Below are 13,412 nucleotides of genomic sequence, written 5' to 3'. Positions count from 1 at the left end.
GCCGGTGAAAAGAATGTGCAAGGAGAAAGCATAGACTACGCTGGCGTCGCGCGGGACGCCGGCGGTTTACTGGAAGCGATTGGCCTTGTCGCGCGCCAGCCGCTCCAGCGCAAAAATCACCTGCTGCAGCTGACGCTCCTGCACCGGTTCGATGGCGGTAAAACGGAAGCTAAGCCGCGGCGTGATGCGGGTTTCGTTCTTGCTGGTCACGGTGCTGCGCTCGCCGATGTGCAGCAGCTGTGCGGTCACTTCGAACTGGCCATATTCGCCCAGCTCAACGCGCAGCTTTTTGAAGGTATCGCCACGGTTAAGACCTTCCGGCAGCGCCTCATCCAGCAGCACGCCGACGCCGCCGAGCGACAGATCCTGCAGGCGAAAGCGCGCGGTGCTGCCGTCCGGCCACTGGCTGTGGCAGTAAAATACCGGTTCGAGCGGCGCGTTGACGCGAAAGAATTCCCGGCGCTGAATCTGCCACACCAGGTCGGGCAGCGCGGCGGCAAAGGCGGGCAGGCCGTCATAATCGATGCGGGTTAATCCCTGCAGCCCAAACTCCACTTTGGCACCGTGGGTTTCGGCCGCGATATTCACTTCGCCACCCTGCAGTGCCAAATCATTGTCCAGCGCGTTGCTGCCGAGATCAAAAATTACCCGATCTTCATCCGCGGCCAGCAGCCGGCTGATGAACTGACCACGGGAGAAATTGACCATCAGCAGGGTTTGATAACGCAACAAATCCTTCATCACGTTCAACACCGCTAGCGTACCGCGCTTGAGATATTGTTCTTTATCGGCGTCTTTCACGTCCTGCTCCACCTGTCCGATTGCTATTTTACGAGTGCCACTGCTCTTCGTCGGTTATCGACCGGGGCGGTAAAAGCTTTAGCCGGCGTGAACGAATTCATCATGATGTTGATGTAGCAGAGAAAAAATTCCCGGCTATACTTAGCGCGATGAACACCTTGATTCATAACGTAAGGAGCAGCAAATGGGTATTCTTTCATGGATTATTTTTGGTCTGATTGCCGGGATTATCGCTAAATGGATCATGCCAGGTAAAGATGGCGGCGGATTTATTTTGACCGTGGTACTCGGGATTGTCGGTGCGGTGGTGGGCGGCTGGATCAGTACCCTGTTCGGCTTTGGCCGGGTCGACGGCTTCAATTTTGGCAGCTTTGTGGTCGCGGTGATCGGTGCCATTGTGGTGCTGTGGATCTACCGTAAAGTCCGCAGCTGACGCCAAATCACGATTCAACAAGATCCGCAGTCCCGTCCGGGGCTGCGGATTTTTTTATGTCGTCAGAAATCGTAGCCGATTGTGGCGGTCAGCGTCCGCTCCGCGCCGCGATAGCAGTAACCGGTGCCGTAGCAGGCTGCCAGATACTTTTTATCCGTCAGATTGCGGGCATTCAGCTGCAGCCAGGCACCTTTCAGGCTCGACTGCCACGCGCCCAGATCGGCGCGCAGCGAGGCGTCAAACAGGGTCACCGACGGCAAACGGGTGGTGTTTTCGTTATCGGCCCACTGGCGGCCAATATAGCGCACCCCGGCACCCGCGCTCAGGCCGTAATCAAACTGATAATGCCCCCACAGCGACGCCATGCTATTTGGCGTGACGTAAGGCGTATGGCCATCGTTGCCGTCCACGGAATCCTTAAAGCGCAGATGGTTGAGCGTATAACCGGCAATGGTGCTGAACCGTTCGGTCAGTTGGCTGCGCGCCTCCAGTTCAATGCCCTGCGCATGCACTTTGCCGGACGGGGTGTAGGTGCCGTCCTGCACGTTACGGTTGGCCACATCGTTCTGCGTCAGATCGTACAGGGCCACGCTGTAGAGATCGCGCGTGCCGTTCGGCTGGTATTTCACCCCGGCTTCATACTGTTCTGAGGTGGTCGGTTTCAGCTGATTCCCGTCGGGATCGGTCAGCGAAGCCGGGGTTATCGCCTGGCTCCAGCTGACGTACGGCGACACGCCGTTATCAAAGGCGTACAGCAGCGCGGCGCGGCCGCTGACGTGATCGTCCTGACGACGACTATTGCCATTCTCTGACACGATGCGGTCATAGCGACCAGACAAATCCAGATGCCAGCGCTGCCACGCCATCTCATCCTGCAGATAGAGGCCGCTCTGATAGTAGCGGCGCGTCTGCGCTGTCCAGAGGTAATCCGGCTGGCTGCCGATGGCCTCGCCGTTCCAGGCATTCAGCGGTGAGGCAGCGCCGCTGGCGTCGCTCAGATCATTTTTGTAGCGGTGATACTCCGCGCCAAGCGTGACGCGATGCTGCAGCGCACCGCTGGCAAACTCCGCCTGCAGCTGGTTATCGGTCGCCCATGCGCTGAGCGAAGAGCGCTCACCGGAGTAGTAGCGGTTGAGCAGGTCCGGATTGTTGCTGTTCCAGCCAATCTGGTACACCTGGTCGAGCGCCACGTTGGAATGGCTGTAGCTGCCGGTGCTGTGCACCGACCATACCTCATCGAAACGGTGCGAAAAGTCGTAGCCGTAAATCTGCTCATGACGTTTGAACTGATCCAGCGCGCTGTCGCCCTCATAGAAGCCGTCGCTCAGCCAGCGGCCATTGTGGCTGTACAGCGTGCCTTCCGCCGGCACCGAGCCGTGATAGCCGCCTGAGGGATCTTTTTGCAGATAAGCACGCAGCAGCAGGCTGGTGTCTTCATCCGGCTGCCACAGCAGCTGGGGTGACAGCGCGTATTTCTCTTCGCGCGTGTGGTCGTACTGGGTATCGCTGTTGCGCGTGATGCCGGTCAGGCGGTACGCCCATTGATCGTTAATCGCGTCGGTGTAATCAAAGGCGGCGCTGTTACTGGCATTGCTGCCGGTGGCGAAGCGTAAATGGCCCTGTGAAGCAAACTGCGGCCGCTTCGTGACCATGTTCACCAGCCCGCCTGGCACCGTCTGACCATAAAGGGCAGAAGAGGGGCCTTTAATTACGTCGATGCGGTCAAGGAACCAGTTATCCACCTGCAGGATGTTGAAGCTGCCGCCGTCGCTCATCACGCGCAGACCGTCAAGGAAGGTGTTGTCGACGTCACCGCCGTGGAAACCGCGCAGCGAAATGGTGTCGTAACGCGTGGCCGCGCCACCAAAGTTGGTGAAAACCCCCGGGGTATAGCCCAGCGCCTGGTTCAGATCCTGCGCGCCCTGATCGTCAATCTGCTGACGCGTCACCACGGAAATGGACTGCGGCGTGGTGACGAGTGGACGATCGCTTTTCGTGGCGCCGCTGCGGGTGGCGAGATAGCCCGTCGTGGGCGAGGTGGCGCTCTCCTGCGGCTGTGCGGTGACCACCAGAGAGGGTTCGGCAACGCCGAGTGCCGGAAACGCCAGCGCCAGCGCGCACAGCAGCCGGCCACGGTTGAGGGGGTAAAGCGCGGTCATAATGATTCCTTTGGCAGAGAACAAAAGCCGCACCACACCAGCGCGGCGGCTAACGATGAGAAAAAGAGTCATTTTAAGATTGAGAATTATTATCTTTTAGTAAGGGGTGTTTCAAGGTGTAAAAGATAAGTAATGGAAAAGTGTGATGCGCAGGGGATGCCGCAGCGCCGGGCATGGTCATCGCCTGGCTGTGGCATCGGGCCTGAGAAGCAGGTGCGCACGGCGGCGCACCTGACGTCAGGGTTATTTCGCCGCGTTTAGCGTCGGCATTGATGGGATGTCGCGCGTGCTATTACAGGTTTTATCTTTCGGACAATACTTATCCAGCAGCTTCAGCGTTACGCCGTTGGTCCAGCCAAAGCCGTCCTGCAGCGGATACTCACCGCCGCCACCACCGCCCAGTTGGGCACCGTCGACCACATACTTCTCGACCAGCTTGTGCTCGCGATCGTAAGTTTGCTGCACATTTTGCAGGAAGCGCTGACCGATCTGCTGTGCCAGCTGGTTCTGCTTGTAGTGCTCCAGACCTTCGACCGCTACCCACTGCAGCGGGGCCCAGCCGTTAGGCGCATCCCACTGCTGGCCGTTGTTTACCGTCGTGGTGACCAGCCCGCCTGGTTTCAGCAGCTGTTTTTCCACGGCGGCAGCGGTGCGTTCCGCCTGTTTGTCGCCCGCCAGCTGCATATACAGCGGGAACAGCGTGGCGGCGGTGAGCTGATTGTGCACCTGCTTTTTCTGGAAATCGTAGTCGGCATACCAGCCCTGTTTGTCATCCCACAGGTAACGATTGATCGCCGCCTGGCGCTTCTCTGCATCCGCCGCAAACTGCTGCGCTTTGTCATTCTGCTTTGCCAGCTTCGCGGCTTTCGCCAGCGTCTGCTCCAGGTGGAACAGCAGGCTGTTGAGGTCCACCGGGGCCAGCTGGGTGGTGCGAATCGAGGCCAGATTGTGCGCATCGGTGAACCAGCGTGAGCTGAAGTCCCAGCCCGAGGCGGCGCCCGCGCGCAGATCGCGATACACCTGCTGTTTATTGCGCTCAGGCGCTTTTTTCGCGGTGTTGACATCGTCCAGCCAGGATTCGGTGCGCGGCACGTCACGGTCATCCCAGTAGCGATTGAGCAGGGTGCCGTCGCTGAGCTTCACCACGCGCTTGCTCGCCTGGCCGGCAGCCACCTTGTCGCTGTCCGCCATCCAGTAGTCGTACTCTTTTTGCAGCTGTGGCAGATACTGGCGGTAGACATCATCTCCCTTGTGGCTGGCCAGCAAATCCACCATCAGGCTGAAGAACGGCGGCTGCGAGCGGCTGAGATAGTAGCTGCGGTTGCCGTTGGGGATGTGGCCGTACTTGTCCAGCTCGCTGGCGAAGTTGTCCACCATATCATGCACCCGATCCCAGTGGCCGCTCTCTGCCAGCCCGAGCATGGTGAAGTAGCTGTCCCAGTAATAGACTTCGCGGAAACGCCCGCCTGGCACCACGTACGGTTTCGGCAGTGGCAGCAGCGAATCGTACTGGCTGGCCGTTGGCGTGCTGCGCGTCAGCACCGGCCACAGGCCATTGATGTGCGCGCGCAGGCTCTGGCCGTCGGGCGGCACGTATTTATCCTGCGCTTTGGGCAGGATGAAGTTGGTGTCCACGAAGCGCCTGAAATCGAAATTACGCTGATTTTTCTGCATCTGCCAGTCGGCGAGAATCGACGCCGGGTCATATTTGGGGACCGCATCGGCAAAGGTTTTCTGGTCCGGATAAAATCTGGCCTGCTGCACGGCACTGAATAGTGGGCCGAGTCGCACATCCGGCGGCTGCGGCTGGGCGCTGAGCATGCGGCTGTTATCCTCAGCGTGCACAGCAGACGCGCTCAGCAGCGCCGCGCTGAGCAACAGGGTAAGACGCGCAGGCGTAAACACTACATTTTTTATCATCGGTTTTTCTCCTTGTCCGAAAAGGTGGTGCGCTAACGCATTGACCACCCGAACAACTTTAGACGTTAACGCGCCGCTTAGCCTTTTGCAGCGGCGGAAATGTGAAGCCTTCGCGATTAATCGCCGGAAAATTGCGGTGCGGCGCGGGTTTTTACTTGCCCTGCGCCGCTATTTGACTGAGGCTGAAAGAAAAAAAGGAGAACAGTATGGAGATCATCTGGTATCACCCGTCGCTGAATCCGCAGCCGTGGCTGGACGGCATGCGCCAGCGTCTGCCGTCGGTGCGCATCCGCCAGTGGCAGCCGGGCGACAGTGCGCCCGCCGACTACGCCATTGTGCGATCGCCGCCGGTGGAGATGCTGGCGGGACGGGCGCTGCGTGGCGTATTCGCCATGGGGGCCGGCGTGGACGAAATTTTGCGGCAGCTGCGCACGCACCCTGAGATGCTGGCAGATGCAGTGCCGCTCTACCGGCTGGAAGACACCGGCATGGCACGCCAGATGCAGGAGTATGCGAACTGGTGCGTGCTGGGCTGGTTCCGCCGCTTCGCCGACTATCACCAGCAGCAGCGACAGGCGCTATGGCAGCCGCTGCCGGACCGCGAACGTGCTACTTTTACCATTGGCGTGCTGGGGGCGGGCGTGCTTGGCCGCAGCGTGCTGGAGAGCCTGCGCCAGTGGGGCTTCCCGCTGCGCTGCTGGAGCCGCTCGCCGAAGCAGATAGCGGGGGTCACCACCTTTCACGGCCGTGACCAGCTGGCGGATTTTCTCGCTGACAGTCAGGTATTAATTGATTTGCTGCCCGCCACGCCGGAAACCAGCAACCTGATCGATGGTGCCTTTCTCAGCGCGCTACCGCGCGGCGCCTGTTTCCTCAACCTCGCGCGCGGTGCGCACGTGGTAGAGGCCGATCTGCTGGCGGCGCTGGAGAGCGGTCAGCTGGCCGCCGCCGCGCTGGACGTATTCCAGGTGGAACCGCTGCCGGCCGCGAGTCCGCTGTGGTCTCATCCACATGTCATGATTACCCCGCATAATGCCGCCACCACCTTGCCGCATGAGGCGATGGACTATATCGCCGGTGCCATCACGGCACTGGAGCAGGGCCAACAGCCGCACGGTCTGGTCGATCGCCAGCGCGGCTATTAATTCACCAGAGGAGAAGAGGATGTATCCCGTCGATTTACATATGCACACCGTGGCCAGCACCCATGCTTACAGCACGCTGCACGATTACGTCGCGCAGGCGAAACAGAACGGCCTGAAGCTGTTCGCCATTACCGATCACGGTCCGGACATGGCCGATGCGCCGCACTACTGGCATTTTGTGAATATGCGCATCTGGCCGCGCGTGATTGACGGCGTCGGCGTGCTGCGCGGCATTGAAGCCAACATCAAGAATCAGCAGGGTGAGATTGATTGCAGCGGGCCGATGCTGGATGCGCTGGATTTGATCGTCGCTGGCTTCCACGAGCCGGTCTATGCGCCGCGCGACAAGGCCCACCACACCGAAGCGATGATTGCCACCATGGCCAGCGGACTGGTGCACATCATCAGCCATCCGGGCAACCCGAAATTCCCGGTGGATATTCGCGCCATCGCGGAAGCCGCCGCGCACTACGATGTGGCGCTGGAGATCAACAACTCGTCATTTACCCATTCGCGTCCGGGCAGTGAACCTAACTGCCGCGCGATTGCGGAAGCGGTGCGTGACGCCGGTGGCCGGCTGGCGTTTGGCTCCGACTCGCACACCGCCTTTACGCTCGGTGATTTCGAACACTGCCTGCGTATTACGCGCGAAGTGGATTTTCCGCAGGATCGCGTGTTAAATGTCACGCCGCGTCGCCTGCTCGACTTTCTCGAACAGCGCACCGGCAAACACATTGCGGAATTTGCCGACTTTTAACTTTTTTGCCTCAAGGAATTCTGTTGCATGAATGAGTTTTCCATTCTCTGCCGCGTCATCGGCTCGCTGTTTAATCGCCAGCCGCAGGACCCGCTGCTGGTGCCGCTGTTCACCCTGCTGCGCGAAGGCAAACTGAAAGATCAGTGGCCGCTTGAGCAGGATGAACTGCTGACCCGGCTGCAGCAGAATAGCGATCCACAGGCGCTGGCGGCGGATTACAATGCGCTGTTCGTCGGCAGCGACTGCAGCGTACCGCCGTACGCCTCACAGTGGCCGAACGGACCGCAGGAAGCCGAGGTGCGGGCGTTTTTAACCTCACGCGGTATGCCACTGAGCGAGTCGCCGGCCGATCACTTTGGCGTGCTGCTGCTGGCGGCCTCCTGGCTGGAAGATCAGTCTGCGGAAGATGAGGCGGCAGCCCAGCTGGCGCTGTTCGATGACTACCTGCTGCCGTGGTGCGGTGCCTTCCTCGGTAAAGTGGAAGCCCACGCCACCACCGCGTTTTATCGCACGCTGGCGGCGCTGAGCCGTGAGGCGATTCAGGCGATGTATGACGAACTGCGTGAAGAGGGCGACGACGCCTGAGTCGTCACCAGCAGGGATGGCTGCTGCCGGGCAGCTGCGCCGGTGCCGCGCACAGCATCGGCGTACCGGGCAGATAAGCCGCGGCGCGCAGGCGCTCGCCAATCCCCCAGCGATTGATCTCCAGCGCGCTCAGCGCATCGTGCGGCTGCGGCGTAATGCCACGCTGTTCGCCTTGTGGCGCTGCGCCGTGCTGCTGAAGCAGCAGCGCGGTACGCGCCAGCGACAAACGCGCCTGCCAGCCGGTGCCGTTAACGCGGCGCTGGCGTAATCCTTCCAGCACCGCGGCCGCCATCATATAGCCGGTGGCGTGATCCAGCGCCTGCACCGGCAGCGGCGTCGGTTTAACCCCTGCCTGCCAGCGCATACCCTGTTCGGCGATGCCGCAGGCCATCTGCACCAGGCTGTCAAAACCGCGCCGGTTGCGCCACGGCCCGTGCCAGCCCCAGGCGTTGAGGCTGACATCCACCAGCCCCGGCGCCAGCCGCTGACGGCTCTCCGCATCCAGCCCCAGCTTTTCCAGTGCGTCCGCGCGGTAGCCGTGCACCAGCACGTCCGCATGCTGTAGCAGCGTAATCAGCCGATCGCGCCCGGCGCGGGTTTTGATATCCAGCTGCGCGCAGCGTTTGCCGCAGTTGATCTCCTCTTCCAGCGTCGGTTCACGCCAGCCGGGCGGATCGATGCGCAGCACCTGCGCGCCGAGGCTGGCCAGAAAGCGGGTCGCTACCGGTCCGGCAATGATGCGCGTCAGATCCAGCACCCGCACGCCCAGCAGCGGTCGCGCCGGCAGCAGCGCCCAGCCCGGCGTGGGCGCTTCGCCGGTTGCCCGTTGGGCAATCAGCGCTTCTTCGCTTACCGCCAGTCCCTGCGCGTGCTGCTGCCACTGCTGTGCGCTGCGCATCCAGGCGGCACAGCCGCCGGCGTCGACCACGGCCTGCTCCAGCGCGTGTCCTTGCCAGCGTGCCACCACCGCCGCCAGCGATGACCGATCGGCGTGCTCGCCCAGCACGCGCGCCATGGCAGCGCGATGGTGTGGTGCGTTGGTGTGCAGGCGGATCCAGCCATCCTCGCACGGATAGTCACCGGCCAGCGCATCCCACTGGGCGGCTGGCGGACGGTTCAGCGGCGTCAGGCTGTGCTGAAACCAGCGCGAGGCCAGGCGGACGTTGACGCTGACCGGGGCCGGACGCCCCAGCAGATCGCTCAGCGCCTGGCTGGCGAGGCCGATGCTGGTGGCGGCGAGTTCGCTAACGGCAAAAGCCGAGGGGAAGCTGTCGGTCTGAAGAAAGTGGATCGTCGGCGCGTGTTCCGCACCCCGCAATCCCTGCCACAGTTGCTGCCACAATGCGGCAGCGCGTTGAGAATCCATGCTAAACCTCCGGAAAACACGCAAGCTTCAAGCATAGCAGAGTGGATCAGCGGCGGCGCAGGTGCGGAAAGCGGGCATGCATGCGCAGGTTACGCAGGTTAATCACCGCAATCGCCGTCCCCAGCACCACCAGCGACGCACCCAGAATTTTGAAGCTGTTCATGCTGTCGCCCAGCACCAGCACGCCCATCAGTACCGCCAGCACCGGCGTCAGCAGCGAGTAGGGCATGATCAGGTTGACGTTATATTTTTTCAGCAGCGCGTACCACAGCGTATAGGCGACAATCGATGAGGCGAGGGCGCTGTACAGGATGCCAAACCAGCCGCGCCAGCCGGCGTGGCTCAGCGCGGTAAACTGCTGCGATTCAGTCAGCCACGAGGCCGCGCCGACAATCGGCACCGCAAGGAAGGAGATCCAGCCGGTAAGCGTCAGCGGTTTAATCGGCGGTGACTTTTTCACAATCATGTTGCTCACCGCCCAGCCGGTGGCGCTGCACAGCAGAATACACAGCACCCACCACGCCGGAATTGTCGGGCTGCCGGAGAGTACCACCACCCCGGCCAGCGAGATGGCGATACCGCACAGCTGCACCAGCCGCAGTTTCTCCTTCAGCACCCCCATCGCCAGCAGCATGGCAATCGGCGTGCCCAGCTGGACCACAATGGCCCCGGTGCCGGCATCGGTATAGCGCATGCCGACAAACAGCAGCGAAAAGTGCATGAAGCCAAAGGTAAACGCCAGCGTCAGCAGCCACGGCAGCTGGGCGCGCGTGATGCGGCAAAACGGCACCAGCACGATAGCCACCACCACAAAGCGCATCCAGGTCAGAAACAGCGGCGGAAGCTCCAGCAATCCCCACTTTATCGCCACGTTATTGAACGCCCAGATGCACACCACCATCAGAACCAGAAAAAAATGCCGCACCGCCACGCTGCTGTCCTTTGTTTTATCGATGTTGTCACCGTCTAATGATGGCACGAAGGCGATCGGTTGGCGCACGCGGGCGACGCTTTTTTTCGTAATGGCATTAGCTTATGCCGAAAAATCCAGGACAGAGGGCAAATTTACTGTCAGAGTGGATGTCCGAAACACGATCATTTGAGGACCGTATTCGGCATGACACAGACCCGCACCTTACCCCTTGCTTTGATTCAACTCGAAACGCCGCCGCCGCAGGTTGTGGCAAAAATTGGTGAACAACCGCAGTGGTTTATTACAGCCCTGGCGCTACAGCCGGATGATTATGTCATTGTGCGGCCGCATCTCGGGGAAGAGCTGCCGGCTTTCTCTGGCATCAGCGGCGCGATTTTCAGCGGTTCGTGGGCGATGGTAACCGATCACGCCGACTGGAGCGAGCGCACCGCCGCCTGGATTCGTGCGGCCATCGACGCGCAACTGCCGCTGCTCGGCGTTTGCTATGGTCATCAGCTGATGGCCTATGCGCTGGGCGGTAAAGTGGGCGATAACCCCAACGGCTGGGAGCGCGGGCTGAAAACCCTGACGCGCACCCCGCACCGCGATCCGTGGCTGGCACAGTTGCCAGCGGCCTTCCCGGCGTGGTTGTCGCACCGGCAGTCGGTGCTGGTACCGCCGCCGCAGGCACAGGTGCTGGCGCGTTCAGCGCTGGATGGTTGCCAGATCCTGCGCTATTCGCCGCAGGCGCTGTCAGTGCAGTTCCATCCGGAATTCGACCATAACATCATGACCGCCTGTCTGCCTTCCGGCGTCAGCGATGATGGCGCGCAGCTGTCAGGCGAAGACTGGGCGCGCGAGCTGCTGCAGCGTTTCTGGCAGCAAACGCGCCCGCAGGCGCAGGCTCAGGGCGCGTAATGCCGCGTACAGCGATAAACCCAGGCGGGTGGCATATTTTTCAGCACCCGCTGGCGCTGCCAGGTAAAGTAGCGTGACAGGCTGGGCTGCGTCAGCGAGGTGTATTGAAACTGGACAAACACGCCGCGCGGCCCCAGTCCTTCATGCACTGCGCTGAGAATGGCGTCGCGCGTTGCGGGCGACAGCGACAGCAGCGGCAGGCCGGAAAAAATCACGTCGTACTCCCCGGACAGATATTCTGCCGAGCAGGCGCGCACCTGCATGCGCGCATCGTTCCAGCGGCGTAACCCTTTTACCAGTTCGGGACTGATTTCAAACACATCCAGCTGCGCCTGCGGTGCCATATGTGCCAGCAGATGACGGGTCAGCACGCCGTCGCCGGCGCCCAGCTCGGCAATGCGCAGGCTGTGCTCCCAGTTGACCGTTTCACACATGGCGCGACACAGGGCGGCTGAAGAGGGCGTGATGCTGCCCATTTTGCGCGGATTGCGGATAAATTGCTGAACGAAGTTCGCTTTGGCGCGCATTACCATCAGGGCTGAAGCCAGCATCTTGTTCTCCTGTTCACGGGTCTGCTTCATATTGACCGCACAAATCGCACATGTTCCGCTTTTCATCACGCTTATGGCCAAACTCGGAATTATCTGTCTGCGACAGGCGCAGGTTATGGCGTGACGGCAGGGCCGTTTCTTAATGCCCTCTTTTCCTTCGATGCGGTCACAGTTTCCCGCTGAGCGATCTGACAGGCTGGCATTGTTCGCTCAATGTTAATAACAAGTTTAAATGTTGTTAATCGCCACTCTGTCCCGCAAGGAGAAACACCATGCGTTACGCTGCTCCGGGAGAAACCGGTTCTCTCATCCATCTGCAATCGCGTTATGGCAACTTTATCAACGGCGAATTTGTTCCGCCGGTGAACGGTAACTATTTTGTTAACACCACGCCGATCAACGGCTCGACCATCGGCGAATTCCCGCGCTCGGATAAACAGGATATCGACAACGCCGTGGCCGCCGCGCAGGCCGCTGCGGACGCATGGGGCAAAACCTCGCCGCAGGCACGTTCGCTGCTGCTGCTAAAAATTGCCGACCGGCTGGAAGCCAATCTGGAAGCCATCGCGGTCAATGAAACCTGGGATAATGGTAAGCCGGTGCGTGAAACCCTGGCGGCTGATTTGCCGCTGGCGGTTGACCACTTCCGCTACTTTGCCGGCTGCGTGCGCGCCCAGGAAGGCACTGCGGCAGAAATCGACGAGTTCACCGCTGCCTACCATTTTCATGAGCCGCTTGGGGTTGTCGGACAAATTATCCCGTGGAACTTCCCGCTGCTGATGGCGGCGTGGAAACTGGCGCCGGCGCTCGGTGCCGGTAACTGCGTGGTGCTGAAGCCCGCCGAACAGACGCCGCTCTCCATTACCCTGTTGATGGAGCTGATTAAAGACCTGGTGCCGCCGGGCGTGATTAACGTGGTGCACGGCTACGGCAAAGAGGCCGGCGAGGCGCTGGCTTCGCATCCGGGTATCGCCAAGATCGCCTTTACCGGATCGACCGCCACCGGCGGCCACATTCTTGAGCTGGCGGCAAAAAGCCTGATCCCGTCCACCGTCGAGCTGGGCGGCAAGTCGCCCAACATTTTCTTCGAAGACATCATGCAGGCGGAGGAGAGCTTCATCGAAAAAGCGGCCGAAGGCGTGGTGCTGGGCTTCCTCAATCAGGGAGAAGTCTGTACCTGTCCGTCACGCGCGCTGGTGCAGGAGTCGATTTTTGAGCCGTTTATGGCGGCGGTGATGAAGCGCATCCAGACCATTAAGCGTGGCGATCCGCTCGATACTGAGACCATGATCGGCGCGCAGGCGTCGCAGCAGCAGTTCGACAAAATTCTCTCTTACCTGGAGATTGCTCAGCAGGAGGGCGCGCAGGTGCTACACGGCGGCGGGGTGGAGAAAATCGGTGAGGCGTTTGCCAGCGGTTACTACATTCAGCCGACGCTGCTGAAAGGTGATAACAGCATGCGCGTCTTCCAGGAGGAGATTTTCGGACCGGTGGTCGGCGTGCTGACCTTCAAAGACGAAGCGGAAGCGATTGCCATCGCTAACGATTCGATTTACGGCCTCGGTGCGGGCGTGTGGACGCGCGATATCAACCGTGCTTACCGCGTAGGTCGCGCGATCAAAGCCGGTCGCGTCTGGACCAACTGCTATCACCTCTATCCGGCGCACGCCGCGTTTGGCGGCTATAAAAAATCCGGTATTGGCCGTGAAACCCACAAAATGATGCTCGATCACTATCAGCAGACCAAAAATTTGCTGGTCAGCTACAGCACGCAACCTCTCGGCTTTTTCTGATTTAACCGGCAGCGGTGCGCGCCGCTGCCGCCTTCATGGCAACGTCACACAGCCCTGTCACAGTGCTGACA

Annotated in this window: 12 protein-coding genes; 6 read left to right on the top strand and 6 right to left on the bottom strand. The window is 60.8% G+C overall.

Annotated elements, in window-relative coordinates; genetic code table 11:
• Positions 1-66 precede the first annotated feature (66 nt).
• Positions 67-801, bottom strand: coding sequence for a flagellar brake protein (locus AC6I7J_RS11650; RefSeq protein WP_058757616.1), 735 nt, complete (start codon positions 799-801; stop codon positions 67-69).
• Positions 802-985: 184 nt separating this feature from the next.
• On the opposite strand from AC6I7J_RS11650, the gene AC6I7J_RS11645 reads away from it, so the two are divergent.
• Positions 986-1,234: a GlsB/YeaQ/YmgE family stress response membrane protein gene (locus AC6I7J_RS11645; protein ID WP_021506355.1), complete on the top strand. Its 249-nt coding sequence runs from the start codon at positions 986-988 to the stop codon at positions 1,232-1,234.
• Between the two features lie 62 nt (positions 1,235-1,296).
• Here AC6I7J_RS11645 and AC6I7J_RS11640 read toward each other — a convergent pair whose 3' ends face one another.
• Both AC6I7J_RS11640 and treA read right to left on the bottom strand, forming a co-directional pair.
• Positions 1,297-3,393 carry a TonB-dependent siderophore receptor gene (locus AC6I7J_RS11640; RefSeq protein ID WP_498005732.1) on the bottom strand — a complete coding sequence of 699 codons (2,097 nt, stop codon included), beginning with the start codon at positions 3,391-3,393 and terminating at the stop codon, positions 1,297-1,299.
• 243 nt (positions 3,394-3,636) lie between these two features.
• Positions 3,637-5,313: an alpha,alpha-trehalase TreA gene (treA, locus tag AC6I7J_RS11635; RefSeq protein ID WP_498005730.1), complete on the bottom strand. Its 1,677-nt coding sequence runs from the start codon at positions 5,311-5,313 to the stop codon at positions 3,637-3,639.
• Between the two features lie 206 nt (positions 5,314-5,519).
• On the opposite strand from treA, the gene ghrA reads away from it, so the two are divergent.
• From ghrA to AC6I7J_RS11620, 3 genes are read left to right on the top strand one after another with little or no spacing between them, the layout of a single operon-like run.
• On the top strand, positions 5,520-6,458 hold the full coding sequence (ghrA, locus tag AC6I7J_RS11630) for a glyoxylate/hydroxypyruvate reductase GhrA (protein WP_498005728.1): 939 nt from the start codon (positions 5,520-5,522) through the stop codon (positions 6,456-6,458).
• Between the two features lie 19 nt (positions 6,459-6,477).
• A complete protein-coding gene (locus tag AC6I7J_RS11625) occupies positions 6,478-7,215 on the top strand; it encodes a phosphatase (protein WP_021506351.1) in 738 nt (245 codons plus the stop codon).
• A gap of 27 nt (positions 7,216-7,242) precedes the next feature.
• Entirely contained in the window at positions 7,243-7,800 is a 558-nt protein-coding gene (locus AC6I7J_RS11620; protein WP_021506350.1) for a TorD/DmsD family molecular chaperone, read from the top strand.
• Between the two features lie 4 nt (positions 7,801-7,804).
• Here the strand turns inward: AC6I7J_RS11620 and AC6I7J_RS11615 are convergent, their stop codons facing one another.
• Positions 7,805-9,166 (bottom strand): CoA transferase, encoded by a 1,362-nt coding sequence (locus AC6I7J_RS11615; protein ID WP_238560972.1) that lies wholly within the window; start codon positions 9,164-9,166, stop codon positions 7,805-7,807.
• 46 nt (positions 9,167-9,212) lie between these two features.
• Positions 9,213-10,097, bottom strand: a complete 885-nt coding sequence (locus AC6I7J_RS11610) for a DMT family transporter (RefSeq protein WP_498007229.1) — start codon at positions 10,095-10,097, stop codon at positions 9,213-9,215.
• A 186-nt stretch (positions 10,098-10,283) separates the two neighbouring features.
• On the opposite strand from AC6I7J_RS11610, the gene AC6I7J_RS11605 reads away from it, so the two are divergent.
• On the top strand, positions 10,284-10,997 hold the full coding sequence (locus AC6I7J_RS11605; RefSeq protein WP_498005726.1) for a glutamine amidotransferase: 714 nt from the start codon (positions 10,284-10,286) through the stop codon (positions 10,995-10,997).
• Here the strand turns inward: AC6I7J_RS11605 and AC6I7J_RS11600 are convergent.
• The gene (locus tag AC6I7J_RS11600; RefSeq protein ID WP_104092835.1) at positions 10,985-11,548 is read right to left on the bottom strand and encodes a class I SAM-dependent methyltransferase; all 564 of its coding nucleotides are present in this window, start codon (positions 11,546-11,548) and stop codon (positions 10,985-10,987) included. The genes AC6I7J_RS11605 and AC6I7J_RS11600 overlap by 13 nt on opposite strands.
• A 272-nt stretch (positions 11,549-11,820) precedes the next feature.
• Between AC6I7J_RS11600 and exaC the strand changes: the two genes are divergently transcribed.
• Entirely contained in the window at positions 11,821-13,341 is a 1,521-nt protein-coding gene (gene exaC, locus AC6I7J_RS11595) for an acetaldehyde dehydrogenase ExaC (RefSeq protein ID WP_021506345.1), read from the top strand.
• Positions 13,342-13,412: the final 71 nt, after the last annotated feature.

The organism is Type-C symbiont of Plautia stali (assembly GCF_059730935.1).
Note: the sequence above shows the minus strand (reverse complement) of the source record. Positions and strands in the feature narration are given on the sequence as shown.

Coding starts and splice junctions, on each gene's coding strand:
- treA (WP_498005730.1), bottom strand. CDS start 5,313: ATGATAAAAAATGTAGTGTTTACGCCTGCGCGTCTTACCCTGTTGCTC.
- AC6I7J_RS11620 (WP_021506350.1), top strand. CDS start 7,243: ATGAATGAGTTTTCCATTCTCTGCCGCGTCATCGGCTCGCTGTTTAAT.
- exaC (WP_021506345.1), top strand. CDS start 11,821: ATGCGTTACGCTGCTCCGGGAGAAACCGGTTCTCTCATCCATCTGCAA.
- ghrA (WP_498005728.1), top strand. CDS start 5,520: ATGGAGATCATCTGGTATCACCCGTCGCTGAATCCGCAGCCGTGGCTG.
- AC6I7J_RS11645 (WP_021506355.1), top strand. CDS start 986: ATGGGTATTCTTTCATGGATTATTTTTGGTCTGATTGCCGGGATTATC.
- AC6I7J_RS11600 (WP_104092835.1), bottom strand. CDS start 11,548: ATGCTGGCTTCAGCCCTGATGGTAATGCGCGCCAAAGCGAACTTCGTT.
- AC6I7J_RS11625 (WP_021506351.1), top strand. CDS start 6,478: ATGTATCCCGTCGATTTACATATGCACACCGTGGCCAGCACCCATGCT.
- AC6I7J_RS11605 (WP_498005726.1), top strand. CDS start 10,284: ATGACACAGACCCGCACCTTACCCCTTGCTTTGATTCAACTCGAAACG.
- AC6I7J_RS11615 (WP_238560972.1), bottom strand. CDS start 9,166: ATGGATTCTCAACGCGCTGCCGCATTGTGGCAGCAACTGTGGCAGGGA.
- AC6I7J_RS11640 (WP_498005732.1), bottom strand. CDS start 3,393: ATGACCGCGCTTTACCCCCTCAACCGTGGCCGGCTGCTGTGCGCGCTG.